Annotated in this window: 24 protein-coding genes, 1 tRNA gene and 2 pseudogenes; 17 read left to right on the top strand and 10 right to left on the bottom strand. The window is 71.1% G+C overall.

What is annotated here, in order from left to right:
* From HMPREF9719_RS06280 to HMPREF9719_RS09435, 4 genes and pseudogenes are all read left to right on the top strand, one after another.
* The coding region (locus HMPREF9719_RS06280) for a type II secretion system F family protein (RefSeq protein WP_004601147.1) at positions 1-357 on the top strand (357 nt) is incomplete at its 5' end.
* A 210-nt stretch (positions 358-567) separates the two neighbouring features.
* Positions 568-777 (top strand): DUF4244 domain-containing protein, encoded by a 210-nt coding sequence (locus tag HMPREF9719_RS09875; protein WP_038082858.1) that lies wholly within the window; start codon positions 568-570, stop codon positions 775-777.
* Positions 764-1066 (top strand): hypothetical protein, encoded by a 303-nt coding sequence (locus tag HMPREF9719_RS06270; RefSeq protein ID WP_004601145.1) that lies wholly within the window; start codon positions 764-766, stop codon positions 1064-1066. Before HMPREF9719_RS09875 ends, HMPREF9719_RS06270 begins: the two co-directional genes overlap by 14 nt.
* A pseudogene (locus HMPREF9719_RS09435) lies at positions 1067-1369 on the top strand (Rv3654c family TadE-like protein); the annotation flags it as partial.
* Between the two features lie 11 nt (positions 1370-1380).
* On the opposite strand, the gene HMPREF9719_RS06265 reads toward HMPREF9719_RS09435, so the two are convergent.
* Positions 1381-3774 (bottom strand): Zn-binding domain-containing protein, encoded by a 2394-nt coding sequence (locus HMPREF9719_RS06265; RefSeq protein WP_038075926.1) that lies wholly within the window; start codon positions 3772-3774, stop codon positions 1381-1383.
* A gap of 301 nt (positions 3775-4075) precedes the next feature.
* Between HMPREF9719_RS06265 and HMPREF9719_RS09910 the strand changes: the two are divergent.
* The 3 genes and pseudogenes from HMPREF9719_RS09910 to HMPREF9719_RS06255 all read left to right on the top strand — a co-directional run.
* Positions 4076-4366, top strand: a pseudogene (locus HMPREF9719_RS09910) (MFS transporter); the annotation flags it as partial.
* A gap of 64 nt (positions 4367-4430) precedes the next feature.
* A complete protein-coding gene (locus HMPREF9719_RS06260) occupies positions 4431-5183 on the top strand; it encodes an MFS transporter (RefSeq protein ID WP_118788001.1) in 753 nt (250 codons plus the stop codon).
* A 219-nt stretch (positions 5184-5402) separates the two neighbouring features.
* Complete coding sequence (locus tag HMPREF9719_RS06255; RefSeq protein ID WP_004601142.1) at positions 5403-5606, top strand: cold-shock protein; 204 nt, start codon at positions 5403-5405, stop codon at positions 5604-5606.
* 90 nt (positions 5607-5696) lie between these two features.
* Here the strand turns inward: HMPREF9719_RS06255 and HMPREF9719_RS06250 are convergent, their stop codons facing one another.
* Positions 5697-6323, bottom strand: coding sequence for a DedA family protein (locus HMPREF9719_RS06250; protein WP_004601141.1), 627 nt, complete (start codon positions 6321-6323; stop codon positions 5697-5699).
* A 282-nt stretch (positions 6324-6605) separates the two neighbouring features.
* Here HMPREF9719_RS06250 and topA point away from each other — a divergent pair, with 282 nt between their 5' ends.
* Positions 6606-9548, top strand: a complete 2943-nt coding sequence (gene topA / locus HMPREF9719_RS06245) for a type I DNA topoisomerase (protein ID WP_004601140.1) — start codon at positions 6606-6608, stop codon at positions 9546-9548.
* On the opposite strand, the gene HMPREF9719_RS06240 is transcribed toward topA, so the two are convergent.
* The gene (locus HMPREF9719_RS06240; protein WP_051001425.1) at positions 9545-10063 is read right to left on the bottom strand and encodes a transposase; all 519 of its coding nucleotides are present in this window, start codon (positions 10061-10063) and stop codon (positions 9545-9547) included. The genes topA and HMPREF9719_RS06240 overlap by 4 nt on opposite strands.
* 487 nt (positions 10064-10550) lie before the next feature.
* Between HMPREF9719_RS06240 and HMPREF9719_RS09640 the strand changes: the two genes are divergently transcribed.
* Positions 10551-10850 carry a hypothetical protein gene (locus HMPREF9719_RS09640; protein ID WP_131652051.1) on the top strand — a complete coding sequence of 100 codons (300 nt, stop codon included), beginning with the start codon at positions 10551-10553 and terminating at the stop codon, positions 10848-10850.
* A gap of 510 nt (positions 10851-11360) precedes the next feature.
* Here HMPREF9719_RS09640 and HMPREF9719_RS06235 read toward each other — a convergent pair.
* From HMPREF9719_RS06235 to HMPREF9719_RS06225, 3 genes are all read right to left on the bottom strand, one after another.
* Positions 11361-11867 (bottom strand): methylated-DNA--[protein]-cysteine S-methyltransferase, encoded by a 507-nt coding sequence (locus HMPREF9719_RS06235; RefSeq protein ID WP_004601138.1) that lies wholly within the window; start codon positions 11865-11867, stop codon positions 11361-11363.
* Entirely contained in the window at positions 11839-13533 is a 1695-nt protein-coding gene (locus tag HMPREF9719_RS06230) for a long-chain-fatty-acid--CoA ligase (protein ID WP_004601137.1), read from the bottom strand. The genes HMPREF9719_RS06235 and HMPREF9719_RS06230 overlap by 29 nt, the downstream gene beginning before the upstream one ends.
* An 86-nt stretch (positions 13534-13619) precedes the next feature.
* Complete coding sequence (locus HMPREF9719_RS06225; protein WP_004601136.1) at positions 13620-15146, bottom strand: adenylate/guanylate cyclase domain-containing protein; 1527 nt, start codon at positions 15144-15146, stop codon at positions 13620-13622.
* A gap of 100 nt (positions 15147-15246) precedes the next feature.
* Here HMPREF9719_RS06225 and HMPREF9719_RS06220 point away from each other — a divergent pair, with 100 nt between their 5' ends.
* Together HMPREF9719_RS06220 and HMPREF9719_RS06215 are read left to right on the top strand one after the other, a co-directional pair.
* Entirely contained in the window at positions 15247-16473 is a 1227-nt protein-coding gene (locus HMPREF9719_RS06220) for a DNA polymerase III subunit delta' (RefSeq protein ID WP_004601135.1), read from the top strand.
* A gap of 92 nt (positions 16474-16565) precedes the next feature.
* Positions 16566-16641 (top strand) — tRNA-Thr (locus HMPREF9719_RS06215).
* Positions 16642-16752: 111 nt separating this feature from the next.
* On the opposite strand, the gene HMPREF9719_RS06210 is transcribed toward HMPREF9719_RS06215, so the two are convergent.
* From HMPREF9719_RS06210 to HMPREF9719_RS06195, 4 genes are all read right to left on the bottom strand, one after another.
* A complete protein-coding gene (locus HMPREF9719_RS06210) occupies positions 16753-17835 on the bottom strand; it encodes an ABC transporter ATP-binding protein (RefSeq protein WP_004601134.1) in 1083 nt (360 codons plus the stop codon).
* Positions 17836-17906: 71 nt separating this feature from the next.
* Positions 17907-19262, bottom strand: coding sequence for an ABC transporter substrate-binding protein (locus tag HMPREF9719_RS06205; protein WP_004601936.1), 1356 nt, complete (start codon positions 19260-19262; stop codon positions 17907-17909).
* Positions 19263-19267: 5 nt separating this feature from the next.
* Positions 19268-20101, bottom strand: coding sequence for a carbohydrate ABC transporter permease (locus HMPREF9719_RS06200; protein ID WP_004601132.1), 834 nt, complete (start codon positions 20099-20101; stop codon positions 19268-19270).
* Position 20102: 1 nt separating this feature from the next.
* Entirely contained in the window at positions 20103-21029 is a 927-nt protein-coding gene (locus HMPREF9719_RS06195; RefSeq protein WP_004601131.1) for a carbohydrate ABC transporter permease, read from the bottom strand.
* A 255-nt stretch (positions 21030-21284) separates the two neighbouring features.
* On the opposite strand from HMPREF9719_RS06195, the gene HMPREF9719_RS06190 reads away from it, so the two are divergent.
* The 6 genes from HMPREF9719_RS06190 to HMPREF9719_RS06165 form a co-directional block, all read left to right on the top strand.
* Positions 21285-22391, top strand: coding sequence for an S-(hydroxymethyl)mycothiol dehydrogenase (locus HMPREF9719_RS06190; protein ID WP_004601130.1), 1107 nt, complete (start codon positions 21285-21287; stop codon positions 22389-22391).
* The gene (locus tag HMPREF9719_RS06185) at positions 22392-23024 is read left to right on the top strand and encodes an MBL fold metallo-hydrolase (RefSeq protein ID WP_004601129.1); all 633 of its coding nucleotides are present in this window, start codon (positions 22392-22394) and stop codon (positions 23022-23024) included.
* A gap of 163 nt (positions 23025-23187) precedes the next feature.
* Positions 23188-24171 carry a MetQ/NlpA family ABC transporter substrate-binding protein gene (locus tag HMPREF9719_RS06180; protein ID WP_004601128.1) on the top strand — a complete coding sequence of 328 codons (984 nt, stop codon included), beginning with the start codon at positions 23188-23190 and terminating at the stop codon, positions 24169-24171.
* 1 nt (position 24172) lies between these two features.
* Positions 24173-25246 (top strand): methionine ABC transporter ATP-binding protein, encoded by a 1074-nt coding sequence (locus HMPREF9719_RS06175; RefSeq protein WP_004601127.1) that lies wholly within the window; start codon positions 24173-24175, stop codon positions 25244-25246.
* The gene (locus HMPREF9719_RS06170; protein WP_004601126.1) at positions 25243-25911 is read left to right on the top strand and encodes a methionine ABC transporter permease; all 669 of its coding nucleotides are present in this window, start codon (positions 25243-25245) and stop codon (positions 25909-25911) included. Before HMPREF9719_RS06175 ends, HMPREF9719_RS06170 begins: the two co-directional genes overlap by 4 nt.
* The coding region (locus HMPREF9719_RS06165; RefSeq protein WP_004601125.1) for a nucleoside hydrolase at positions 25904-26212 on the top strand (309 nt) is incomplete at its 3' end. The genes HMPREF9719_RS06170 and HMPREF9719_RS06165, both read left to right, overlap by 8 nt.

The following is a 26212-nucleotide window of genomic DNA, read 5'->3' as shown; positions in this document are numbered from 1 at the left end:
GCGGCCGTCACGGCCCAGGCTGCCGGCCGGCACCGGGGCGCGTGGCGCCGGGTCGCGGGGCTGCTCGCCCTCGGCGTCGAAGCGGAGCGCGCCTTCGCCCCCGCCCGGGAGGTCGAGGGGCTCGCGGAGTTCGCCGCGGTGCTCGTCGCCTCCGGGGAGTCGGGGGTGTCGGTCGCGGAGCCCGCCCGCCGTGTCGCGGAGCGGCTGCGCGGCCAGGCCAGGGCGCGTTCCGCCGCCCGCGCGGAGCGCGCTGGGGTGCTCATCGCCGCGCCGCTGACCGCCTGCTTCCTGCCCGCCTTCTTCCTCCTCGGGCTCGCTCCGGTGCTCGTGGGCCTCGCCCGCGACATGCTCGCCTGAGCCCGACCGACACAGTTATCTCCACCGCGACCCGGCCGCCGCCCGGCGGCGGGGGAGCACGCCAAGAAAGGTGCTATCGCCATGACCGACCACACCCCCCCCCCCCAGACCGGCCGCGACCGCGTTCCCGCCGCCGTCGAGCCCGACAACCCCGCCGAGGCGCTGGCCGTGCGCGTCTCCCCGGCCGCCTCTCCGGGCGCGCCCGGGGCGGTGGCGCGCCGCCGGGCCGGCCGGGGCCTTCGGGTCCGCTTCCGGCGCCTCGCCGCGGGCCAGGCGGGACTCTCGACCATCGAGTACGCCATGGGCACGCTCGCCGCGGCCGCGCTCGCCGCGGTGCTCTACCTCGTGGTCAACAGCAACGCGGTGCAGAGCGCGATCAGCGGGATCATCACCGGGGCTCTAGAGAATGTCCCGGGTTAGGAAACTGGCGGCCGGGGAGCGCGGCTCCGTCACTGTCGAGGCCGCCGTCGCGACCGCCGTGCTCGTCGCGGTGTTCGGGCTCCTCGCCGGCGGGGCCGCGGGGCTCGCGGGGTATCTCGCCGCGGTCCACGAGGCGGGCGCCGCCGCGAGGGCGCACGCCATCGGCGCTCCCGTCGACCCCGGGCGCGTGGCGATCGCCGAGTCCGGCGGGTGGGTGACGGCCACCGTGCCGGTGCCGACGCTCGCCGGCACGCTCGAGGCGAGCGCCCGCTTCCCGAGCGAGCGCTAGATGGACAGGCGCGGGGAGGAGGGCGGCGCCACGGTCGTGGGGCTCGGCCTCGTCCTCGCGCTGCTCGCGCTAGCTGGCGCGCTGGCGGGCGCCGGGGCGCTGGCCGTCGCGCAGGCGAAGGCCCGGGTCGCCGCGGACCTCGCGGCGGTCGCGGGCGCGGAGGAGCTGTGGCGCGGCGGGGACGCCTGCGCCGCGGCCGCCGCCACCGCTCAGGCCAACGGCGCGCGGCTGCGCTCCTGCGAGATCCGCCTCATGGACGTCGAGGTCGTGGCGGTCGTCGCCTCCCGTGCGGCGGTTGCTGTGGCCGGCCCGGTCTACGAGCCCGTCATCGTCGCGAGCGCGCCGAGCAGAGCGATCGCCCCGGCCTTGTCGAGCGGGGAGTTGCCGTTGCCGCACTTCGGGGACTGGATGCACGACGGGCAGCCCGACTCGCAGCGGCAGGAGCGCACCGCCTCGAATGTCGCGTCGATCCACTCGGCGAAGCGCTCGAAGCCCGCCTTGGAGAAGCCCGCCCCGCCCGGGGTGCCGTCGTAGACGAACACCGTCGGCAGCCCCGTGTCGGCGTGCCTCGCGGTCGACACGCCGCCGATGTCCCACCGGTCGCACGAGGCCACCAGCGGCAGCAGCCCGATCGCGGCGTGCTCCGCGGCGTGCAGCGTGCCCGGCACCCTAGAGGCCTCGATGCCAAGCTCGTCGAGGACGAGCGGGTCGATCGTGTAGGCCACCGCGGTCGTCTCTAGGGTCTCGGGCGGCAGGTCGAGGGGCACGTTGTCGACGATCGTGCCGTCGATAAGCCGGGCCGTGTAGCCGGTCACCCGCCTCGTCACGGATACCCCCACGTGCGCGAGCCACAGCCCCGGCGAGGGCTGGGCGGCCTCGCCCGGGCCGGGCGGGGCCGAGACCCTGATGTCGGTTTCGCTGGTGGCCATCGTCCGGTAGCCGGGGTCGTCGGCGCGCACGAGCGCGAGCCCCTCGTCGAGGTCGAGCTCGTCGACGACGAAGCTCTCGCCCTGATGCAGGTGCGTCGCGCCCGGGTGTACCTGGCTTTTTGCCCGGGAGCCGTCCACCGTGCCGAGCACCCGGCCGGTCTGCGACTCGACGATGGTGACGTCGCCGCCGGCCTCGCCGCGGATGCCCACCGCGGCGTGCGGGTCCGAGCCGGGCGCGCCCGCCGGGCGCGGGGTGGGGAACCAGCCCCTCGGCCGGGCGCGCAGCAGGCCCTCGGCCTCGAGGCCGCGCAGCGCCTCGGCGACGCCGGGGGATTCCGCCTCGCGGTGGGGGAGCGGCTTCTCGTTCGCGGCGCACAGCACGTGCCCGCGCAGCAGGTAGGGGTTCTCGGGGTCGAAGACGGCGCGCTCCACCGGGCGGCCGAGCAGCGCGTCCGGGTGGGTGAGCAGGTAGTTGTCCAGCGGCTCGTCGCGGCCCACGAACACCACGAGCGAGCCCTGGCCGCGCCGGCCCGCGCGGCCCGCCTGCTGCCAGAACGACGCGACCGTGCCGGGAAAACCCGCCTCGACGACCGCGTCGAGGGAGCCGATGTCGATGCCGAGCTCCAGCGCGGAGGTCGTCGCCACCCCGAGCAGCGTCCCGTCGTCGAGCTGCCGCTCGAGCCGCCGCCGATCCGCGGCGAGATACCCCGCCCGGTAGGCGGTGAGCCGAGGTGCCCACTCCGGGCGCCCCAGGGCGCGCAGCCGATCCTTCGCGGCGAGCGCCACCGACTCCGCGCCCTGCCGCGAGCGCACGAAAGCGATGGTGCGCGCTCCCTGGTCGACGAGCGTGGCGACGATGTCGGCGGACTCCGCCGACGCGGAGCGGCGAACCGGCTCCTCGCCCTCGCCTGCGGGCAGGTCGCCCGGGCGCCACAGCGCCACCGTGCGCGGGCCCCTCGGCGCGTCGTCCTCGGTGATCTCCGCGACCCCGCACGCGCCGGTCGCCTCGTCGTCGGGCTCCCCGATGAGGCGCGCGGCGTGCCGGCCGGGCTCCGTGGCCGTCGCCGACGCGGTCGCGAACACCGGGTCCGAGCCGTAGTGCCTAGCCAGGCGCCGCAGCCGGCGCAGCACGAGCGCGACGTTGCCGCCGAACACGCCCCGGTAGACGTGCGCCTCGTCGACGACGACGAAGCGCAGGTGGCGAAGCAGCCGCGCCCAGCGGGCGTGGCCGGGCAGGATCCCGTGGTGGAGCATGTCCGGGGTGGTGACCACCAGCCGGGAGGAGTCCCGCACCCCGCGGCGCGCCTCAACTGGGGTGTCGCCGTCGTAGGGCGCGGGGCTCGCGCTCGCGAGCTTGCTCGTCGAGGGGTGCCGCGCGGCCGCCGCCGCGAGCCTCGTGACCGCGGCGAGCTGGTCCGAGCCGAGCGCCTTCGCCGGCGTGATGTAGAGCGCGCACGCCGCCGGGTCCTCCGCCAGCGCGGCGAGTACCGGAAGCAGGTAGCCGAGCGACTTGCCCGAGGACGTGCCCGTCGCGATCGCCGCGTGGCGCCCGCCGTGCAGCAGGTCCGCGAGCTCCGCCTGGTGGCGGTACGGGCGCTCCACGCCGCGGTCGCGCAAAGCTTCGACGAGGCCGTCCGGCACCCAGTCGGGCCAGGGCGCGTGGCGCGCGGCGCGCGCCGGGAGCGTGCCCGCGAAGGTCACCTCCGCCTCCGGCAGGCGGCGGGTCAGCGCGTCGAGGAGCTCCCCGCCGAGGCCCTGAGGGTCCACGGGCCCGGGCATCGCCTCGGGGTTGTGCGCCACGATCGCCACGCTCCTTAATTAACTAAGGGCTCGCCCCTTCGTGCCGGGCGGGTAGGCCGCCTGGCTAGATCCTGGGAGTCTAACACCGGGCTTGAGACCCGCCCCGCGGGCCGGGCGCCGGGCGATAGGGTTGACGGCACCGTCCGCGCACCGGACGGCGCCCTCCCGCCGAGTGGGCGGCGGGGCGATCGACAAGTCGTTTCCTCAAAGAGAAGGTGGTGGGCAGGTGGCCGAGGCCCAGCAGGCGCAGTTCCGGTGGCGGCGCGGGGCGCTCGTCGCGATGACGGCGGCGATGTTCCTCGTCATCATGGGCAGCACGGTGCCCTCGGGGCTGTTCGCCCGCTACCAGGACGCGTGGGGGCTCGACGAGACGGCGACGTCCTACGTCTTTGCGATGTACGCGGTGGGGGTGCTCGCCGCGCTGGCGCTGTGCGGGCACCTCGCCGACGCGATCGGGAGGCTCCCGGTGGTGCTCGCCGCGGTGGGCACGTCGGTGGTCTCGAGCGTGGTGTTCGTCTTCGCCTCCAACGAGCCGGGCCTCTACCTCGCCCGGCTGCTCTCGGGTGTCTCGGTGGGGCTGGCGACCGGCTCGTTCACCGCGGCGCTTCGGGAGCGCACCCCCGAAGCTCGGAGCCTTGATCAGCACCGTGGTGACGTCCTCGGCGCTCGCGGTGGGCCCGGTCTACTCCGCGCTCGTGGCCGACGCCTCGGGCGCGCCGCTCACCGCGCCGTATATCGGCTACGGAGCGGCCACCGCGCTGAGCTTCGTCTTCGTCGCGCTGTGCCGCGAGGTCTACCGCCCGCCCAACGAGCGGCGGCTCGCGCCGCGGGTCGGGGTGCCGCGCTCGATCCTCAAGCGCTTCGCGCCCAACGCGACGGCGGTGTTCTGCGCGTACGGCACCAACGCGCTCTTCCAGTCGCTCATCCCGCTGGCGATGATCGTCTTCGGCGCGACCTCCCAGCTCGAGATGGCACTCGCCACCGCGGTGATGCTGGGGACCTCGGCGATCACGCAGGTCGCCGTCATCAACTACGGCGGCTCCCGCAGCCTCGCCGTGGGCCTCGTCGGGATGGCGGTCTCTCTCGTCGGGGTGTTCCCCGCGCTGTTCTGGGTAGCGACGGTCATCTGCGGTGTCGGGCAGGGCGTGTCGTTCAAGGCCTCGCTCGCCAACGCCGTGGACAGCGCGCTGCCCGGCGACGAGGCGCGCACCACCTCGATGTACTACCTCGTCGCCTACCTCGGCACCGGGGTGCCGCCGGTGATCGCGGGGCTGCTCGGCGGCGGGGCCGCGGCGGTGAGCGCCGTCGCCGCCGTCGTCGCGATCATCGCGGTGGCCACCATCGGCTACCTGCGCGCCGCGGGGCAGCTCGGCTACCGGCACGGCTAGCGCCTAGCGGCCCGGGGGCTCGCGCCCGGCGGGGCGCGGCGGGTTGTGGCACACTTGCCTCGTGCAGCGCGAACGCCCCGCCCACATCGCAGCGGGAGCGGCCCCGCCTGAGGCCCGACGCGCCGGCGGCATGCCGCCGGCGCGGGGTCGCGGGGGAGGTGTCTTCGACTAAGGCCGCACCCCACAGAGACGTCTCGGAAAGGACGGTTTGTCAGGCTTATGGCGCAGGGTGTCGTGAAGTGGTTCAACCCCGAGAAGGGCTACGGGTTCATCACCCCGGACGGCGGCGCGGAGGACGTGTTCGTCCACTACACCGAGATCCAGGGCTCGGGCTTCCGCACGCTCGAGGAGGACCAGCGCGTCGAGTTCGAGACCGCAGGCTCCACCAAGGGGCCCCAGGCCCAGCAGGTCCGCATCCTCTAGCGGCAATCGGAAAACGCCCCGCCCCGGCCGACTCGGCCGGCGCGGGGTCTTTTTCGCGCCAGCCCCGGGGCGTGCGGCCCGCGGGGATCCTTAGGCGGTGGAGCGCGCGGAGCGGACCTCGCGGTGGTCGAGGAAGCGCCGCTGCAGGTGGTCGATGCCCAGGCCCACGAGCGAGCCGACGGTAATGCCCACGATGACGCCGAGGAGCGGCTGCTCGTCGAAGATCGTGCCGCCGGCGTACCCGATGCCCGCGGCGAGCGACGCCCACACGAGCACCCCGATCGCGTCGATGAGGAGGAAGCGCAGCCACGAGAAGCCGCCCGCCCCCAACACGATGGTGAGCACCCACCGCCCCCAGGGCACGAAGCGTGCGACGATGATCGCGAAGACCGGCCGCTTCCTCGTGGTGGTCTCCACCCAGAGCAGCGCCTGCGCCCGCTTCGAGCCCAGCGGCGCGGAGTGCAGGACGCGCACGAGCCGGCGGCCCAAAAAGAAGCACGTGTTGTCGCCGACGACCGCCGCGACGCACGCGACGGCGAACACCGCCCAGAAGTCCGGCGTGCCCCTTGATGCCGACCAGGAGCTCGCCAGCGTGATGACCGACTCCGCGGGCAGCACGGGCATGATCGCGTCGCCGATGACGCACAGCGCGATGATCGGGTAGGCCCAGAAGGAGCCGAGGATCGCCTCGAAGAGGCCGACGAGTTGCTCTGCCACAATGCCTCCGTACTCTAACGGGTCCCGCCGCCGGGCGCCCCGGGCCGCGCGCCGGGCCCCGCCCGCTCGCCCGGCGGCGCGGCCGCGCGCCGGCTGTGTACGGTAGGGCAAACGACGCGCGACGCCGGCCCCGGGCGCGGGATCCTTCGCTAAGGCTAGGGTCTTTTCGCGTCGGCGGCCCCGGCCTAGTAAGGATTGTGGTTAATCCGGCCGCCCGGGCCCCGCCCGCCTGTGCGGCGCGGCGAGGCCGCTGTTTTCCCCGAAGTGTGAGGTGTGAGGTCTGTGGCGAAGGAACCGCAGAAGAAGGCGCTGGTAATCGTCGAGTCCCAGACGAAGGCCAAGAAGATCCAGCCCTATCTCGGCGACAACTACATCGTGGAGGCCTCCGTCGGGCATATCCGCGACCTGCCGCGCAGCGCCGCCGCCGTGCCCGAGAAGTACAAGAAGCAGCCGTGGGCGCGCCTCGGGGTCAACATCGACGACGACTTCCAGCCCCTCTACGTCGTGAGCCCCGACAAGAAGAAGAAGGTCACCGACTTAAAGAAGAAGCTCAAGGACGTCGACGAGCTCTACCTCGCGACCGACCCCGACCGCGAGGGCGAGGCCATCGCCTGGCACCTGCTCGAGGTGTTGAAGCCCAAGGTGCCGGTCAAGCGGATGGTCTTCAACGAGATCACCAAGCCCGCGATCCTCGCCGCCGCGGAGAACACCCGGGAGCTCGACTACGACCTCGTCCAGGCCCAGGAAACCCGCCGCATCTTAGATAGGCTCTACGGCTACGAGATCTCCCCGGTGCTGTGGAAGAAGGTCATGCCCCGGCTGTCTGCCGGCCGGGTGCAGTCGGTCGCGACCCGCGTCATCGTCGAGCGGGAGCGCGAGCGCATGCGCTTCGTGCCCGCCGAGTACTGGGACGTCGAGGCGAGCTTCGACAGCGGCAAGCCCGCCACCCCCGAGAACCCCGCGACGTTCACCGCGCGGCTCTCCGCCGTCGACGGGCGGCGCGTCGCGCAGGGCCGCGACTTCGGCGACGACGGCAAGCTCACCGGCGACGGGGCGGTCGTACTCGGCCAGAGCGACGCCGAGGCCATCGCCGACGGGCTTGCAGGCCAGGAGGCGCGCGTCGCCGCGGTCGAGGAGAAGCCCTACAGCCGCCGCCCGTACGCGCCGTTTATGACCTCCACGCTGCAGCAGGAGGCCGGCCGCAAGCTGCACTTCAGCTCGGAGCGCACGATGCGCATCGCGCAGCGCCTCTACGAGAACGGCCACATCACCTACATGCGAACCGACTCGACCTCCCTCTCCAAGCAGGGCCTCGGCGCGGCCCGCCAGGCCGCGAAGGAGCTCTACGGCCCCGAGTCGGTCGCCGACTCGCCGCGGGTCTACGACCGGAAGGTGAAGAACTCCCAGGAGGCCCACGAGGCGATCCGCCCCTCTGGGGAGCGCTTCCCCAGCCCCAAGGAGCTTAGCGGGCGCCTCGACCCGGAGGAGTTCAAGCTCTACGACCTCATCTTTAGGCGCACCGTCGCCTCACAGATGGCCGACGCGAAGGGCACCTCGCTGAAGGTCACCGCCCGGGCGAGCGCCGCGGGCCGCGAGGTGGAGTTCTCCGCGACGGGCCGCACGATCACCTCGCCCGGCTTCCTCGCCGCCTACGGCTCCACCCCTGAGCGCGGCGGCAAGGCCAAGGGCGCCGCGAAGGAGGGCGAGCGCCTGCCGCGGCTCTCCGAGGGCGACCGGCTCACCGCCGAGTCCGCGGCCGCCGACGGGCACTCGACGAACCCGCCGGCGCGCTACACCGAGGCCTCCCTGGTGAAGAAGATGGAGGAGCTCGGCATCGGCCGGCCCTCGACCTACGCGTCGATCATCAAGACGATCCAGGACCGCGGCTACGTCCTGCCGCGCGGCAACGCACTCGTGCCCAGCTGGGTGGCGTTCGCCGTCGTCGGGCTCTTAGAGGAGAACTTCTCCGAGCTCGTCAACTACGATTTCACCTCCTCGATGGAGGACGAGCTCGACGACATCGCCTCCGGCGAGGAGAACCGCAGCGACTGGCTCAACGCCTTCTACTTCGGCGACGAGAAGGCGACCGAGGAGCTCGCCGACGCGATCGCCCGCCACGGGGGATTAAAGAGCATCGTCGGCAAGAACCTCGAGAACATCGACGCGCGCCGGGTGAACTCGCTGCACGTCTTCGACGACGACGAGGGCCGCGCCGTCAACGTGCGCGTCGGGCGCTACGGGCCCTACCTCGAGCGCCAGGTCGGCACCGGAGAGGACGGCGAGCCCGTCTACCAGCGCGCCAACCTGCCCGAGGGCACCACCCCGGACGGGCTGGATAGGGAGCTCGCCGAGAAACTCTTCGCCACCCCGCCGGACGGCCGGCGCCTCGGCGTGAACCCCGAGAGCGGCCGCGAGGTCGTCGTCAAGGAGGGCCGCTACGGGCCCTACGTCACCGAGCTGCTCGGCGACGACGAGCGCGAGCGCGCCGCCGCCGAGGCGGAGCGCATCATCGCCGCCGAGCGCCGCGAGGAGGACGAAAAGCGCGCCGCGGAGGGTAAGCGCAAGAAGAACTGGGAGACGAAGACCGCCGCGAAGCAGAAGGAGAAGCGCACCGCGGAGATCGTCGAGGAGCGCCTCAAGCCGAAGACGGCGAGCCTGTTCTCCTCGATGGAGCCCGCCGACGTCGAGCTGCCTGAGGCCTTGAAGCTCCTCTCCCTGCCGCGGGAGGTGGGCGTCGACCCCTCCGACGGGGAGGTCATCACCGCGCAGAACGGCCGCTACGGCCCGTACCTGAAGAAGGGCCCGGACTCGCGCTCGCTCGCCGACGAGGAGCAGATCTTCACCATCAGCCTCGACGAGGCGCGCCGGCTCTACGCGCAGCCGAAGCGCCGCGGCCGCGCCGCGGCGAAGCCGCCGCTGAAGAACCTCGGCGACAATGACGTCTCCGGCAAGCCGATGGTCGTCAAGGAGGGCCGCTTCGGGCCTTACGTCACCGACGGGGAGACCAACGCCTCGCTGCGCCGCGGCGACACCCCGGAGAGCGTCACCGACGCGCGCGCCAACGAGCTACTCTCCGAGCGTCGGGCCAAGGATGCGGAGAAGTCCGGCGGCGCGAAGAAGACGACGAAGAAGTCCGCCGGTAAGAAGACGTCGGCGAAGAAGACCGCCGCGAAGCGCGGCGGGAAGAAGGCCACCCGCAAGAAGGCGGCCCGCAAGGCCTCCTAGGAACCCTCCGAGCCCTCGGGGTGGCCAGCAACGTCTCGTTCCCGTCCGCGACGGCCGTCGAACCCCCGCCTGAGTCGTTGCCGGCACTGCTTCATGGCCAAGCTCGCCGGTGCGACGACGTGGTCAGCGCCCATCACGGTCACCGCGGTGGGCAGCATGTCGTCGACAGCGGTTGTGTAGCGGACAAACCCGCCCATTGCCACGACCCGGATGTGGCAGCGCCATGTAGGGGTTAGTTTGCGTGGCCAGTCGGCCAGCACCGCCGTGGACCGGCCCTCGACGACGGCGAGTTTCCGGACCGGGTGTTTGTTCGCCTCATGCAGGCTGTCGGGGGCCGTTTTCGGGGTGAGATCGACGATCACGGTGACGCACGTCGGGCCGCGATTCGTGTGGCGCCACACGTGCTCGTCGAGGAGACTTCCCCAGGAGACTTCCCCGGCGGCGGCCCGTACCGCGTCGTCGGCGGCGTTCCAGGTGACCTTCAGTTGGGCGGCGATCGTCGAGATAGGGGGCATTTCGATGACGAGTTTCCGGATCGCGTAGCGAACCGCCCGGCGGGTGGGTTTCCCGCGCCCGCCGCCGGGCACGGCCTGGTGCAGCCGGTGGCACAAGGCCGTTGCGCAGTCGCGGCAGTGGTGCCGCGCTACCCGGACTCTCAGTTGGGCGGAGAAGTCGCCGCAGGGGTGTGGGCGAGTGTGCGGGTGGTGTCGTGACCGGTTCCGGATTGTCGGTTAGGGGCCTGGGCGGCTGGATCGCGTTTTTGGCCGCTACCAATCCACTAGCCAAAAGCTTTTCGTGCGTCGTCGGGGTGTCCCTCGGTTAGCAGGCCCGCGGCCGGATCCATACCTGGGTGCTTCCCACACCGACCTCGGAAGAACCCCTTGAGGCTCCGGGCTGCACTATGTAACGTGACATACGTACCGAAGGCAGAGGTGTTTGCCGCAAAGCGCAATACTTATTATCCCCCCCCCGAAAGCTCCCGTGAGAAAAGTGTGATTAATCGTGGTTGATCGCAGTCAGGTTAAGGCTCTAATTCTGCTTCTTGTTTTCGTATCGATTTGCGGGTTGGGTTTTATCTTTGGAGAATTAAAGGTGTTTCCTGTGGTCGTTGCTGCTATTGGTTTGCTATTGTACTACGCCGCTTCATCTCGAGGGGATCATGTGGAAGCAGAAGCCGGGGTGATATCTTTCGGGTTCTTGCTTTCCGTATTTGCGGGACTAGTGGGTAATGGTTTATATGCGTTCTCGCTGGGGTTGATGCTGGTGTCTTTATTTTTAATGCTCTTGAAGTGGGTTAAATAAAAGCGTCGCGTCGTCCGTGTGGCTCTTCACTGCTTAGTGCGCGATTATCGTCTCCCCGAGCTGCCTGGAGTGCGCCGGCGACCGCAAGATGTACAGCCCCGGATTCCTCAGCTTGAGCGCGATGGCACGTGTGGTTACTGCGGGGCGAGTTGAACGGGTGCGGTCAGACTTCTAGGGGCGCTCGCGCCGATCAGAGAACACGACATATAGCGGCGGTCAGGTCTTTGGCCTGGGAACAGAGAGCTAAGGGCCCTGCCCGGTAGAAGGTGGAAGTCCATACCCCCGGCTCCGCGGACGGCGAGGCTGCCAGTTTCCCTGTCGGCGGCAGCCCAGGCCCGTGGCTCACGGACGTGCAGCGGCACGCTGCTCCAGCTCGATGACTAGACGCTTGCCGGCGGTGCGAAGAAATCCGCCTCGGAGACGATCGCGGCGAAGACGTCCTCCCCCGCGGGGCGGGAAGACAAAGGCTACCGGCAAGAAGGCCGCCCGCACGGCCTCCTAGGTGCCCCGCTACGCGCCCTCGGAATGGCCCGACTCGAGGTCGATGAGCTGCTGCTTGATCGGCGGCCCGCCGGCGTAGCCGCCGAGCTTCCCGCTCGAGGCGACCACGCGGTGGCAGGGCACGACGACGGGCAGCGGGTTCGCGGCGCACGCCGCGCCCACCGCGCGCGCGGCGCGCGGCGAGCCGGCCCGCTCGGCGAGCTCGGCGTAGGTCACGAGCTCGCCGTAGGGGATCTCCCGGAGCAGGGCCTGGACCCTGCCGTGGAAGCCGGCCGCCTCGGGCGGGTCGAGCGGCACCGTGAACTCGGTGAGCTCGCCTGAGAGGTAGCGCTCGATCTCATCGACGGCGCGCCGCAGGATCTCCTCGGCGGCCGAGTCGCCGGCCGGGGTGGTGGCCTCCGCTTTGTCGTGGAAGGCCACGCGCCTGAGCCCCCGCGGCGTCGCCGTGAGGTCGAGGCCGCCGAGCAGGGGCGTGCGCCAGGTGAGGCTAGAAGGGCTCCTGGTCGTCCGCGCCATAGTGGTTATGGTACTCCTCGCGCAGCGCCTTCTTGTTCATCTTGCCGACGCTGGTTCGGGCGATCTCCTCGACGATGAGGACGTCGTCGGGCAGCTGCCACTGGGGGAATTTCTTCGCCAGGTGGGCGGTGACGTCCTCGGGGGAGACGTCGCGGCCTGGGCGCGCCTCGACGAGCGCGAGCGGGCGCTCCTCCCAATGGGGGTGGGGGATCCCGATGACCGCCGCGGCGGCCACGCCCGGCACGTGGGTGATCGAGCCCTCGAGCTCGATGGAGGAGATCCACTCGCCGCCGGACTTGATGACGTCCTTGAGGCGGTCGGTGATGTACATCAGGCCGTTCTTGTCGAAGTAGCCGACGTCGCCGCTGCGCCAGTAGCCCTCCTCGTCGAACGACGTCGCGGAGGCCTCCTCGTCGTCGTGGTAGGAGGAGGCGATCCACGCGCCGCGGAAGCACAGCTCGCCGGTGGACTCGCCGTCCCAGGGCAGCTCGTTGCCGTCGTCGTCGACGACCTTCGCATCCACGCCGGCGGCCGGGGAGCCGGGGGAGACCTGCAGCTCGAGGATCTCCTCGTCGCTGAGGCCCTCGGTGAGGTGGTCGGCGGTGCGGTTGATCGCCACGAGCGGGGAGGTCTCCGTCGCGCCGTAGGCGTGGATGACCTCGCCGCCGCAGACGTCGTGGAACCGCTCGATGAGGCTCAAAGGCGGGGTGCTCGCCCCGCAGATGAGCTCCATCCCGGAGAGGTCCGGGGCCTTCTCCATGTCCTCCATGGCGTGGAGCATGGGGAAGAGCAGCGCGGGCGCGGCGGGCGCGAAGGTCGCGCCGTAGCGCTCCGCGGCGCGGGCGAGGTCGCCCATTCCTGCGGCGTGCACCCGGCCGGGCAACAGCACGACCGAGCCGACCATGACGGCGGTGTAGGGCACGCCCCAGCACTGCACGTGGAACATCGGGGTGAGCAGGAGCATGCGGGTGCGCGCGGACACGGCGATCTGGGTGGCCATCGACGCGGCGTGCAGCCACACCGAGCGGTGCGAGTAGAACACGCCCTTCGGCTTGCCGGTCGTGCCGGTGGTGAAGCACGCCCCGGACGCGGAGCGCTCGTCCATCGCGGGCAGGTCCTTCGGGTCGGCGGGTTCGGTGTCCTCGACGAGCTCCTCGTAGGCGTGGATCCGCACGCCGGGCAGCGCCGCCTCGGCCTCGGCGCGGTCGAACACGCCGACGACGATCGCCTCGCGCAGCCCCGGGGTCTCGTCCTTGACCTCCGCGACGCGGGGCAGGAACATCGCGTCGACGATGATGGCCTCGGCCTGCGCGTGGTTGATGACGTAGGCGAGCTCGTCGGGGCGGAAGCGCAGGTTGATGAGCACCATCGTCGCGCCGCTCGCGGGGATCGAGAAGTAGCTCTCGAAGTGGTACAGGTCGTTCCAGAGCATCGTCGCGACCTGGTGGCCCGGACCGAAGCCGAGCTTCTGCAGCGCCGCGGTGATGCTCAGCGCGCGGCGGGTGACCTCGCGGTAGGTGGTCTCGTGCCACTCGTCGTGCTCGTCTCGGTAGGCGATCATCTGGTCGCCGTGCGAGCGCGCCGCGTCGAGCAGAAGCCTCGTGGTGGTGAGCTGCGAGTCGTCGCCCATCGTCGAGGGGGTTCCCATCACCGGGGTGGGGGACATCCTCTCCACGTCCTTTCCGTCATGCTGTGGTGCGAGCGGCGGGCGGGGCGCCCGTCGCCCGGACAGGAATAGTGTCGTGGGTCGCTTTATTCGGAGCGCTCGGCGAGCGTCTCGCGAATGGGCCGGGCAAGTTGGGAGACCTCGCGCCGGCCGCGAAGCTCCACAGACTTCATCGTCGTCCACCGCGCCCGCTCGGCCTCGTTCGCCCCCCTGAGTGTCGCCGCGGTGGTGAGCGTCTTGCCCGGGGTGTTCTTCGCGAGCTCCGTGATGCGGGCCGCCTGGTTCACCGCGTCGCCGATGACGGTGTACTCGAAGCGGTCGGCGCCACCCACGTGGCCTGCGACGACGTGGCCGGCGCACACCCCGATACCGGCCTGGAATTTCAGCCCCTTGAGCGAGGTGCGCAGCTCGCGCGCGGCGGTGAGCGCCGCGGAGTTCGCGTCGCTGAGCCGCAGCGGCGCGCCGAAGATCGCGAGTGCCGCGTCGCCCTGGAACTTGTTGATGACGCCCTTGTTGCGGTGCACGGCGGCGACGACCTGCTCGAAGAACCGGTTGAGCTCGCCGACGACCTCCTCCGGGGGGTGGTTGACAGCAAAAGACGTCGAGCCGACGACATCGACGAAGAGCACCGCGACCTTGCGGTCCTCCCCGCCTAGGGTGGGGCGCTCCTCTAGGGCGCGGGCGGCGACCTCGGTGCCGACGTAGTGGCCGAAGATGTCCTGCAGCCGGCGGCGCTCCTTCAAGCCCCGGAGCATCTCGTTGAAGCCGGCCTGCAGCACGCCGATTTCCGAGCCGTCGTAGATGTCGACCTCGGCGTTCGTGTCGCCGCGGCGCACCTGGTTGATGGCGTGCTGCAGCTCGTGGACGGGGTCGACGACGCTCATCGTCGTGAGCGTCGTGCCGACGAAGCCCGTGACCATCGAGGCGAGCACGAGGAACAGGATCGCGGGCACGAGGTCGGCGAAGTCGTCGTGGAAGTAGCCGGCGGTCTGCCCCCACAACAGGAGCAGCACGCCGATGAGCGGAAGCCCCGTGGTGATCGCCCACGTCATGCGCAGCCGCCACGGCAGCGAGGGTCCGACGGTGACGTCGACGTTGCGCTGCGCGAGCGCCTCGGCGGCGATGGGGCGCACCGCGCGCTCCGCCTCGAGGTAGGTAATCAGCGCGACGACGAGGCCCGCGAGCCCCATCCCCAGCCCGATGGTCAAGGCGAGTCTGCCGGACTCCGTGCTCGCGCCGATGACCGCGATGGCGATGCCGATGAGCCAGATCACCAGGCACACCAGCGCCTGGGCGATGGGCAGGCGCAAAACGAGGCCGCGCACCATGATCGGGTCGTGCGAGTCGGGGTCGCGCTGCCAGTCGATGACCGGGCGGAAGAGGAAGTACGAGGCCACGACGCCGACGATCGCCGCGACGGCGACGTAGACGATCCCGATGGTGGGCAGCACGCTGCCCGGCTCGAAGTAGCGCAGCTCCGGGATGGGGATGAGGAAGCGGATATAGGCCATGATCGCCGCCGCGCCCGCAACGTTGGTGCCGAGGATCAGTACGGCATACACCGGCCACGACGTATTCCACAGCCAGCGCGTGGCCCGCACCAGACGTTGCATGACTCTCAATAGTAGCCCCGGCCGGTCCACATCACTGAACCCCGCAGGCGGCGCGCGGGCCCGGCCGGCGGCGCCCGGGCGCGAGGCTAGTCTTGGCCCCATGGCAACGAAGCGCACGGCGCCGGCGGGGATCGCGGCCGACCAGCCCGCGCTCGCGCGCACCATCGCGCGGGCCGCGGAGTCCGCCCGCGACCTCGCGGCGGGCAGGCGCCCCCGCCACCCCGCGGCGATGACGCACTCGTGGCTATTTACCGGCGCGCCGGGCTCGGGGCGCTCGCACGCGGCGCTCGCGCTCGCCGCCGCCCTCGAATGCGAGGACCCCGACGAGCCCGGCTGCGGGCGCTGCCGCGGTTGCCGCGCGGTGCTCGGCGGCGCGCACACCGACGTCGTGCGCGTCGCGCCCGACGGCTTGAGCATCGGCGTGGACGTCGCCCGCGACGAGATCACCGCGCATGCCCACCGGCTGCCCACCGTGGGCAGGTGGCGGGTCGTCATCGTCGAGGAGGCCGACCGGCTCTCCGCGGCGGCGGCCGACGCGCTGCTCAAGACCGTCGAGGAGCCGCCCGAGCGCACCGTGCTCATCTTCCTCGCGCCCTCGACCGACCCGGAGGACTTCTCCACGACGCTGCGCTCGCGCTGCCGGCACGTCTACGTGCCGCCGCCCTCGCTCGAGCGCCTCGAGCGGATCCTTATCGAGGAGGAGGGCGCGAGTCAGGCCGACGCGCGGCTCGCGGCCGCCGCGTCGCTGCGGCACGTCGGGCGCGCCCGGCTGCTCGTGCGCGACCGCTCGATGCAGACCCGCCGCGCGCAGGTCCTCAACCTCGCGGAGCTCGTCAACCACGGCGACGCCGCGTTCCGGGCCGTCAACCAGCTCGTGCGCTCCGTCGACAAGGAGGCCACCGACGCCCACGCCGAGGCCGACGCCAGGGAGCGCGCAAAGCTCGAGGAGTCTCTCGGCCGCGGCGGCAAGGGCCGCGGCGTGGCAAAAGCGCTGCGCGGCTCGGCGGGCGCGATCCGCGAGCTGGAGAAGGCCCAGAAGATGCGCCACACGCGCCGCAAGCGCGACCTGCTCGACCTCTCGCTCGTCGACCTCGCCGGCATTTACCGCGACGCGCTCATGAAGCGCTCAGGCGCGGACGTCGCGCCCACCCACCCCGACTTCGCGCCGCTCGCCGAGGAGCTCGCCGAGAATGTCTCGGCCGCGGGTCTCGTCGCCTGCCTCGATGCGGTGGCCACGTGCCGCCGCCACATCGCCGAGAACGTCCAGTTCGCCATCGCCACCGACGCGCTGGTCGGCCGCCTCAGGCTCGCCTATCAGGCCCGCTAGGCCCGCTCAGCGGGGCGGTTGGATCGCAGGGTCGCCATCGAGTAAGATTTCCACTCGGCTCGACGTGGCCGCGCGCCACGACGATCGCCGATGCCGCCTTAGCTCAGTCGGCAGAGCGTTTCACTCGTAATGAAAAGGTCGCGAGTTCGATTCTCGCAGGCGGCTCCACCTATAAAAACGCCACCGCAACCGCGGTGGCGTTTTTCTTATGCCCGCGCCCGGACCCGCCGTCGCGACGGGGCAGGGCCCGAAGCGGGGCGGCGCGCCCGCGGCCGGCTCCTAGCGGCTGGCGGCGGTGTGGATGCGCTGGCCGCTCTCCGTGTCGAAGAGGTGCACCGGCGCGCCCGGCCGCGGCGCGACGCGAACCCGCTCCCCGGGCCCCGGGCCGGCGGTGCCGTCCGGGCGGCCGGCCGCGACGGTGACAGGCACGTCGCCCGGCAGGGTGGCGTAGATGAACGCCTCCCGCCCGAGGTTCTCGACGTGGTCGACGACGACCGGGGTGCCCTCCTCGCCTGCGGGCGCGAGCTCCTCCGGGCGGATGCCGACCTGCGCGGGACCCTCGTGGGCCTCGTCGACCAGGGGGATCGCCCACTCGCCGACGAGCGCCTGGCCTCCATCGACCCGGCCGGGCAGCAGGTTCATCGCCGGCGAGCCGAGGAAGCCCGCGACGAACTCGTTGACCGGTCCCTGGTAGAGCTCCTCCGGGGTGCCCACCTGCTGAAGCACCCCGCCGCGCAGCACGGCGATGCGGTCGCCCATGGTCATCGCCTCGGTCTGGTCGTGGGTGACGTACACGGTCGTGGCCTTGAGCCTGCGGTGCAGCGCGGTGATCTGCGCGCGGGTCGCGACGCGCAGCCTAGCGTCCAGGTTGGAGAGCGGCTCGTCCATGAGGAACGCGGCGGGCTCCCGGACGATCGCGCGGCCCATCGCCACGCGCTGGCGCTGCCCGCCAGAGAGCGCCGCGGGCTTGCGGTCTAGCAGGTCGTCGAGCTCGAGGATCTTCGCGGCGCGCGCGACGCGCCGCTCGATCTCGTCCTTGGGCATCTTGCGGTTCTTCAAGGCGAAGGCCATGTTCTTCGCGACGGTCATCGTGGGGTAGAGGGCGTAGTTCTGGAAGACCATCGCGATGTCGCGCTTGCCCGGCGGCAGCCCGCCGACGTCGTCGCCGCCGATGAGGATGCGGCCGGTGTCGACGGGCTCGAGCCCGGCGATCATCCGCAGGCTCGTCGACTTCCCGCAGCCCGACGGGCCGACGAGCACGAGGAACTCGCCGTCCGCGACGTCGAGGTCGAGCCTGTCGACGGCGGGGCGCCCGGCGTCCTCGAAGACGCGGGAGGCGCTCTCGATCTGAATGCGTGCCATTGCTTGGGACTCCTTCGTTTCTCTGCTCGACGCTGGGGTGGCGCGGGCGGGGCCCGCGCGGGGCCTGAGGCCTAGGTGTCCCGCGAGTCGAGCAGCGGGGCGACCTGGTTGTCGAAGACGAGGCCGAGGGTGTTCTCCACGCGCCCGAGGGTCCGCGCGACGTCCTCGCGCCCCACGGCGATCTCCTCGAGGGCGCCGCCTAGGCGTGGGTCCGCGCCGGGCAGCCCGGTGCGCACGAGGTCCTGCGGCCGGGTGCGCGGCAGCTGGTCGATCGCGGTGCGGAAGTTGGGGTTGTCGGCGAGGAAGCGTCGCTGCTCGGGCAGGTCGAGCGCCGCGTCGCGCACGGGCATGTAGCCGACCTCGCGCGACCAGTAGGCGGTGTTCTCCGGGGAGGTGACGAAGTCGATGAACTTCAACGCCTCGAGCTGGCGGCGCCGCGGCAGGTTCGCGGGCACCGCGAGGCCCGCGCCGCCGGTGGGGCAGGAGCCGGCCGGGGTGTTGTCGGGCAGCGGGGCGGTGCCGATGGGGAAGGTGGCGTACTCCGAGAGCCCCGCGAGCGAGCCGGTGGACATCACGCCGCTGGCGGTGATCCCCGCGGAGAAGTCGCCCTCGAGCGCCGACGAGATGTACGACCACCCGTCCCCGGGCGCGGTGGCGTCCTGGAACCACGAGACGGCCTCGATGGTGGGCTCCGAGGTGAGCGTGAAGTCCCAGTCGTCGGAGTAGCCGCCGCCGTTCTCCCAGGCCACGGCCTGGACGATCCACGAGAGGTTCCCGGACGAGTCGTACCAGCCCATCGGCTGGAACTCCGGCGCCTTCTCCTGCAGGCGCCGGCCGAACTCGGCCATCTCCGGCCAGGTCTCGGGCCCGCGGTCGGGAAGCCCCGCGGCCCGCCACGCGTCGCGGTTGTAGTAGAACAGCGGCGTCGAGCGCGCGAACGGCAGGGCGTAGTGCTCGCCCCCGAGGAGGTAATCGGCGTACAGCGAGTCGACGAACGCGGAGGTGTCGACGCCCGCGTCGCCCGCGAGGGTCGATACGGGCGCGATCTGCTCGTTGAGGGCGAAGTTGTACCACCACACGTCGCTGAGCACGACGATGTCGGGCAGGTCCGCGCCGGTGAGCGCGGCGTTGAACTTCTGGGCGATCTCGTCGTAGTCCTTGCCCGCGTCGACGAGAGTGACCGTGATGCCCGGGTGCTGCTCCTCGTAGCGGGCGATGAGCTCGAGCTCGACGTCGCGCGAGCCGCCCGGGTGGTTCGACCACCACTCGAGGCGCTCGATGGGGCGGCCGTCGTCGGCGGTGTTGTCGGGCGCGCCGCGCCCGACGCCCGCGCAGCCGCCGAGCATCCCGCCGGCGAGCGCGAGGCCCGCGGCCTGGAGGAACCGCCGCCGCCCGAGGCCGGCGGTGGGCGTAAGTCGTCTGGTCATGCGGGTCATCCCTTCACCGCTCCGCTGACGAGACCCTTGATGAGGTAGCGCTGCAGCGCGAGGAAGATGAGGATCATCGGCAGCGCGGTGAGCACGGTCGCGGCCATGACCGGGCCCCAGTTGGAGACCCCGTCGTTGTTCTGCAGCATGGTCAGCCCCACCTGGAGCGGCGCGACGTCGGCGGTGTCGGCCATGAGGAAGGGCCAGAGGTACTGGTTCCACTCGTTGACGAGCGTGATGACGGCGAACGCCACGAGCGTCGGCGCGGAGACCGGCAGAAGCACGCGGGTGAGCAGCCGGATCGGGCCCGCGTCGTCGACGCGGGCGGCCTCGACGAGCTCCTTCGGCAGGGAGGCGAAGTGGTTGCGCATGAGGAACGTGCCGAGCGCCACCCCGGCGAGCGGGATGACGATGCCGCGGAACGTGTTGCGCCAGCCCAGCTCGTTGACGAGCGCGTAGTTGGAGATCACCGTGATCTCGCTGGGCACCATGAGCGCGGCGATGATGACGACGAAGAGCAGCTGGCGGCCGGGGAAGCGCAGGAACACGAGCGCGTAGGCCGAGGCCACGCCCAGCACGATCTTGATGGCGCACAGCAGAAGGGTGATGATCACCGAGTTGCGCAGGTAGGTCGCCAGCGGCACCCGGGTGACGGCCTCGGCGTAGTTCTCCGGGGCCCACTCGTTGGGCAGCCACGTCACCGGCGCGGAGTAGATCTCCGCCTGCGCCTTCAGCGAGGTCATGATGATGAAGTAGAGGGGCACGCCGATGACCGCGACGATGATGAGGATCGCGATATAGGCGACGATCTTCCTGCCCAGGGACGGCCGGTTGGGCATCTCAGGCCCCCTTTCCCGAGGAGTTGCGGTCCATGGCCCGGACCTGGAGGAGCGTGATGACGAGCAGGACGAGGAAGAGGATCGTCGCGATCGCGGCGCCGTAGCCGGCGCGGAAGTTGACGAAGGTCTCCTGATAGACCTGGTAGACCAGCGTGGTGGTGCCGGTGAGCTGCGGGCCGCCGCGGGTTATGACGTTGATGAGGTCGAAGGCCTGCATCGTCGAGAGCGTCACCGTGATCGACAAGAAGAACGTCGTGGGCCGCAGCTGGGGTGCCACGACCCGGAAGAAGTGGGTCGTACGGCTCGCGTTGTCGATCGCCGCGGCCTCGCTGAGCTCCCGGTTGAGGCCCTGGAGCGCGGCTAAGTAGATGACGAACGTGAAGCCGACGTTTTTCCACACGAACGTCGCGGTGAGCATGAACAGCGCCCAGCCGGGCTCCTGGTAGAAGTCCGGCGAGTCGATGCCGATCCGGCCGAGCAGGTCCTGGACCATCCCGAAGCGCGGGTCGAAGATGAACTGGAACGCGACGCCGACCGCCGCCCCGGAGATCGCGTACGGCGCGAAGACCACGGCGCGCGCCGGGCCGCGCCCGGGGATGCGCTGGTCGAGCATGAGCGCGAGGAGCAGCCCGATGATCATGGAGCCGGCCACGGAGCCGAGCGTGAAGACCACGGTGTTGCCGAGCACGGTGAGGGTGTCATCCCGGCTGAGCCACTCGCGGTAGTTGTCGAGCCCGATGAACTCCGAGTTCGGGCTTGAGATGTTCCACGCGAAGAACGAGAGGCGGATGTTGTCGACGAGCGGCCGGTAGGTGAATATCGCGAGCAGCACGAGGTTGGGCGCGAGCAGCGCGGCGGCGAGCCACCACTCGCGGCGCCGCCAGCGTCCCCGCGCCCGCCGCGAGCCGGCCGGGCTGGGTGAGGGCATGGCCCCGGACCCTAAACGGGCCGGGTGACGGCACGGCTGAGCGCGCCTTTACGTTCGCCGACCACTCGGTGAACTCTCTTTTCCCCTAGGAAACCCCAGCTCCCGGAGGTCGGGGCTGCGGCCCCATAAGCCCTGGTGAAAAGCTTTTTATATAAGCGGGGATGGGGCGGATGCCACTACGCTGGGCCGCGAAACCAGGCCGGACGCGCCGCAGAGCGCCGCTGGTGGCGAACACGAAAGGAGCGTCGAGAAACTATGAGTCAGACTGTGAGGGGCATCGTCTCCCGCGAGAAGGGCGCCCCCGTTGAGCAGGCCGACGTCGTCGTGCCCGACCCGGGCCCGCGCGACGTCGTCGTCGACATCGAGGCCTGCGGGGTGTGCCACACCGACCTCGCCTACCGCGACGGCGATATTGAGGACGCCTACCCCTTCCTCCTCGGCCACGAGGCCGCCGGCCGGGTCGAGGAGGTCGGCTCCGAGGTCACCCACGTCAAGAAGGGCGACTTCGTCATCTTGAACTGGCGGGCCGTGTGCGGCGAGTGTCGCGCCTGTCGCCGCGGCGAGCCCGAGTACTGCTTCGACACGTTCAACGCCTCGAAGCAGATGACGCTCGCCGACGGCACGGCGCTCAACCCGGCGCTCGGCATCGGCGCGTTCGCGGACAAGACGCTCGTCCACGAGATGCAGTGCACCAAGGTCGACGAGAACGAGGACCCGGCCGCGGCGGGCCTGCTCGGCTGCGGCGTCATGGCGGGCCTCGGCGCCGCGGTGAACACCGCTAAGGTGCGCCGCGGCGAGTCGGTCGCGGTCATCGGCTGCGGCGGCGTGGGCATCGCAGCGATCGCCGGCGCGAAGCTCAACGGCGCGGCGAAGATCATCGCCGTCGACGTCGACCCCACGAAGCTCGAGTGGGCGAAGGAGCTGGGCGCGACCCACACCATCGACTCGAGCGGCCTCGATGGCGAGGGTGAGGACAACGGCGTCGTCAAGCGCATCAAGGAGCTCACCGGCGGACTCGGGGTGGACGTCTCCATCGACGCGGTGGGCATCATGCCCACCTGGCAGCAGGCGTTCTACTCCCGGGATCTGGCCGGGCGCATGGTCATGGTCGGGGTGCCCAACCTCACCGACACGGTCTCGGTGCCGGCGATCGAGCTGTACTCGCGCGGCGGCTCCATCAAGCCCGCCTGGTACGGCGACTGCCTGCCCGAGCGCGACTTCCCCGCGTTCGTCGACCTGCACCTGTCGGGTCAATTCCCGCTCGAGAAGTTCGTCTCCGAGCGCATCGGCCTCGACCAGGTCGAGGAGGCGTTCCAGACGATGACGAGCGGCAAGGTGCTGCGCTCGGTGGTGGTGCTGTAAATGGCTGCGAAGCTTCGCATCGACAAGGTCGTCACGTCCGGCTCCTTCGAGCTCGACGGGGGCTCCTGGGACGTCGACAACAACATCTGGCTCGTCGGCGACGACACCGAGGTCATCGTCGTCGACGCCGCGCACGACGCGGCACCGATCATCGACGCGGTCGGGGAGCGCGCGGTCAAGGCGATCGTGTGCACCCACGCGCACAACGACCACATCGCCGTCGCCCCGGAGCTCGCCAGGCGCCTCGACGCGCCGATCCTCGTCCACCCGGACGACCAGGTGCTCTGGGACAAGACCCTGCCCGGCGTCGAGCACGGCGACCTGGCCGACGGGCAGCGCATCGCGATCGCGGGCGAGGAGCTCGTCGTGCTCCACACCCCAGGCCACTCGCCGGGCTCGTGCTGCCTCTACGCGCTTGGCGCCGGGGCGCTCTTCTCCGGCGACACGCTGTTCAACGGCGGGCCGGGCGCGACGGGGCGCAGCTACAGCTCCTTCGACACGATCATCGAGTCGCTCAAGGAGAAGGTCCTCACCCTGCCCGGCGACACGGAGGTCTACACCGGCCACGGCGAGGGCACGACGATCGGGGACGAGGCGCCGCACCTCGACGAGTGGATCGAACGCGGCTACTAACCAGGCCCGCGCCAGGCCCTCGGGACGGGTCGAACTAGACAGATCTGTTCAACCCGGGGAGACGAAAGCGTCTACACTGGCGGTCGGCCGGGGCGGGTACTACCCGCCCCTGGGTCGACCGCTTTAGTGTTTCCCGACTCGTGAAAAGAGGTTTGCGTTTCCCATGGCTAGCTCGTCGATTCTCAAGGTCGGCTCCCTTCTGGGCGCCGGGGTGCTCGCCGCGGGGGTCGCCGGCTGCGCCGACGAGCCCGAGGCGGAGCCCGACGACCAGGCCGCCGAGGAGCAGACCACGATCACGGTGGGCGCCTCCCCGGGGCCGTACACCGAGCTCTTCCGCGAGGGCATCGAGCCGATCCTCAACGACCAGGGCTTCGAGGTCGACTACGAGGACTTCTCCGAGCTGCGGCAGGCGAATGTCGCGCTCGACGAGGGCTCCGTCGACCTCAACGTCGACCAGCACCTGGCCTACATGCAGGTCTTCAACGACGAGACGAACTCCGACCTCGTCGCGCTCACCCCGATCCCCACGGTGCCGGCGGGCCTCTACTCCGAGGTTCACGACGGCCTCGACGACGTCGAGGCCGGGCACACCGTGCTCGTGCCGAACGACGCGTCGAACACGTACCGGGCGCTGAAGATCCTCGACAAGGCCGGCTGGATCGACCTCGCCGAGGACGCCGCCCCGGCGGGGCTCTCCGAGGACGACATCCTCGACAATCCCTATGACCTCGACATCCGGCCGGTCGACTCGGCGACGATCCCGCGCTCCATGGCGGACGTCGACTGGGGCGTGATCCCGGGCTCGATCTCGTACAGCTCCGGGGTGAACACCGAGAACCTCTACCTCCAGGAGGACCTCGAGGAGCAGCTCATCCTCCAGGCGGTCACCACCGAGGAGCACGAGGACTCCGAATGGGCCAAGGCCGTGACGGATGCCTACAACTCGGACGAGTTCCTCGACTTCGTCGAGGAGAACAACGAGGACAACTACTGGTACATCCCGCAGCGCGACGAGACCGGCAGCGGCAGCAACGACGATGACGACGCCGAGGAGCCCGAGGGCGACGACGCCGAGGCCGGCAACGACGAGGAGGCCACCGAGAACGAGGACGGCGAGGCCGAGCCCGCCGAGGAGGCGAACGCTTAAGGTGGCCGGCTCCTCGGACACGGACGCGTCGCCGATCGTCTCGTTCCGCGACGTCACCAAGACCTTCGACGGGCAGCCCGCCCTCGACTCCATCAGCTTCGAGGTCGGGCGTGGCCAGGTCTTCGGGGTGGTGGGCCCCTCCGGGGCGGGCAAGTCGACGCTGCTGCGCACCGTCAACGGCCTCGAGAAGCCCACCTCCGGGGAGGTCGAGGTGTTAGGCCAAGACCCCGCGCGGCTCTCCCGCTCGGGGCTGCGCCGCCTGCGCGGGGAGGTCTCCATGATCTTCCAGCACTACAACCTCTTAGGCTCCGGCACGGTGCGCCACAACGTGGCGATGCCGCTGGTCATCCAGGGCCGGGAGAAAAACGAGATCGAGCGCCGCGTTGACGAGGCCCTCGAGCTCGTGGGGCTCGCTGACAAGGCCGACGCCCGCCCGGGCAGGCTCTCCGGCGGGCAGCAGCAGCGCGTCGGCATCGCCCGAGCACTCGTCACCGACCCGAAGGTGCTGCTCTGCGACGAGCCGACCTCGGCGCTCGACCCGCTCACCACCGCGCAGATCCTCTCGCTCATCGGGCGGGTCAACGAGGAGCTCGGCATCACGGTGGTGATCATCACCCACCAGATGGACGTCATCGCGCGCATCGCCGACGCCGTCGCCGTCCTCGACGACGGGCACCTCATCGAGCTCGGCGAGGCCGGCGAGGTCATTGAGCGGCCCCGCGAGGAGCTCACCGCCCGCTTCGTGGAGACCGTCGTGCCGCGCGCCCTGCCCGCCGACGTCGCCGCCGAGGTGCGCTCCGGCGAGGCGGGCCGCGCCGTCGCGGTGTCCTACACCGGGCGCGGCGCGCGCGACGTCATCGGCGAGGCCTCCAGGCGCTTCGGCGCGCGGGTGCGGCTCCTCCACGCCACGGAGACGAGCCTGCGCCGCGGGGTCGTGGGCCGCCAGGTCCTCGGCATCGACGGCGAGCGCGCCGCCGAGGCGGTCGACTGGATCCTCGGGCTCGAGGGCATCCGCGCCCGGGAGCTTCGGCCCGAGGACGTGGCGGGCGACGACGACGAAAGGCGGGGACAGTGACGGAACTCTTCGACACCTCGGTCAGCGGCGAGCAGTACCTCGAGGCGCTGCTTGAGACGCTCTACATGGTGAGCATCTCGCTCGGCATCGGCGCGCTCGCCGGGATTCCCATCGGCATCACCCTCGTGGTCGCCAGGCCCGGCGGGGTGCGGCCCAACCGCTGGGTCTACGGCGTGCTCAACGTCGTCGTCAACGTCGTGCGCTCCGTGCCGTTCGTCATCCTCATGGTCGCGATCATCCCGCTGACCAGGCTCATCGTCGGGCGCTCGATCGGCACGACCGCGGCGCTCGTGCCGCTGACGATCTACATCGCGCCGCTCATCGGCCGGCTCATCGAGAGCTCCCTGCTCGAGGTCTCCTCCGGCATCGTCGAGGCCGCCGACTCGATGGGCGCGAACCTGTGGCAGACGATCCGCTACTTCCTCCTGCCCGAGGCGAAGGGCTCGATCATCCTCGCGATGACGACCTCCTGCGTCGGGCTCATCGGCGCGACCGCCATGGCCGGGGTCATCGGCGGCGGGGGCGTGGGCGACCTCGCGATCTCCTACGGCTACCAACAGTTCGACACCGTCGCGATCGTCGCGACCGTCGTCATCCTCGTGCTCGTCGTCCAGGGCCTGCAGAGCATCGGCAACGCCGCCGCGGCGAGGGCCCGGCGTGGCTAGCGAACCGCCGACGCTGCTCGTCGACTGCGACACCGGCATCGACGACGCGGTCGCGCTCATCTACCTCGCGGGCCGGCACGTAGCCGGCGAGATCCGCCTGATCGGCGCGACGACGACCGCGGGCAACACCACCGCCGCCCAGGCCGCGGCGAACACCGCCCACGTGCTGCGCGCCTGCGGGCTCGGCGGCGTCCCCGTCGCCGCGGGGCTGCCGGCACCACGGCGGGTAGCGCTCACCACCACCCCGGAGACCCACGGGCCGGGCGGGCTCGGCTACCTCGACGCGCCGGGCGCCCCGCCC

This window comes from Corynebacterium otitidis ATCC 51513, assembly GCF_000296405.1.
Classification (GTDB): Bacteria; Actinomycetota; Actinomycetes; order Mycobacteriales; family Mycobacteriaceae; genus Corynebacterium; species Corynebacterium otitidis.
This window is presented reverse-complemented; position numbering and strand designations above follow the sequence as displayed.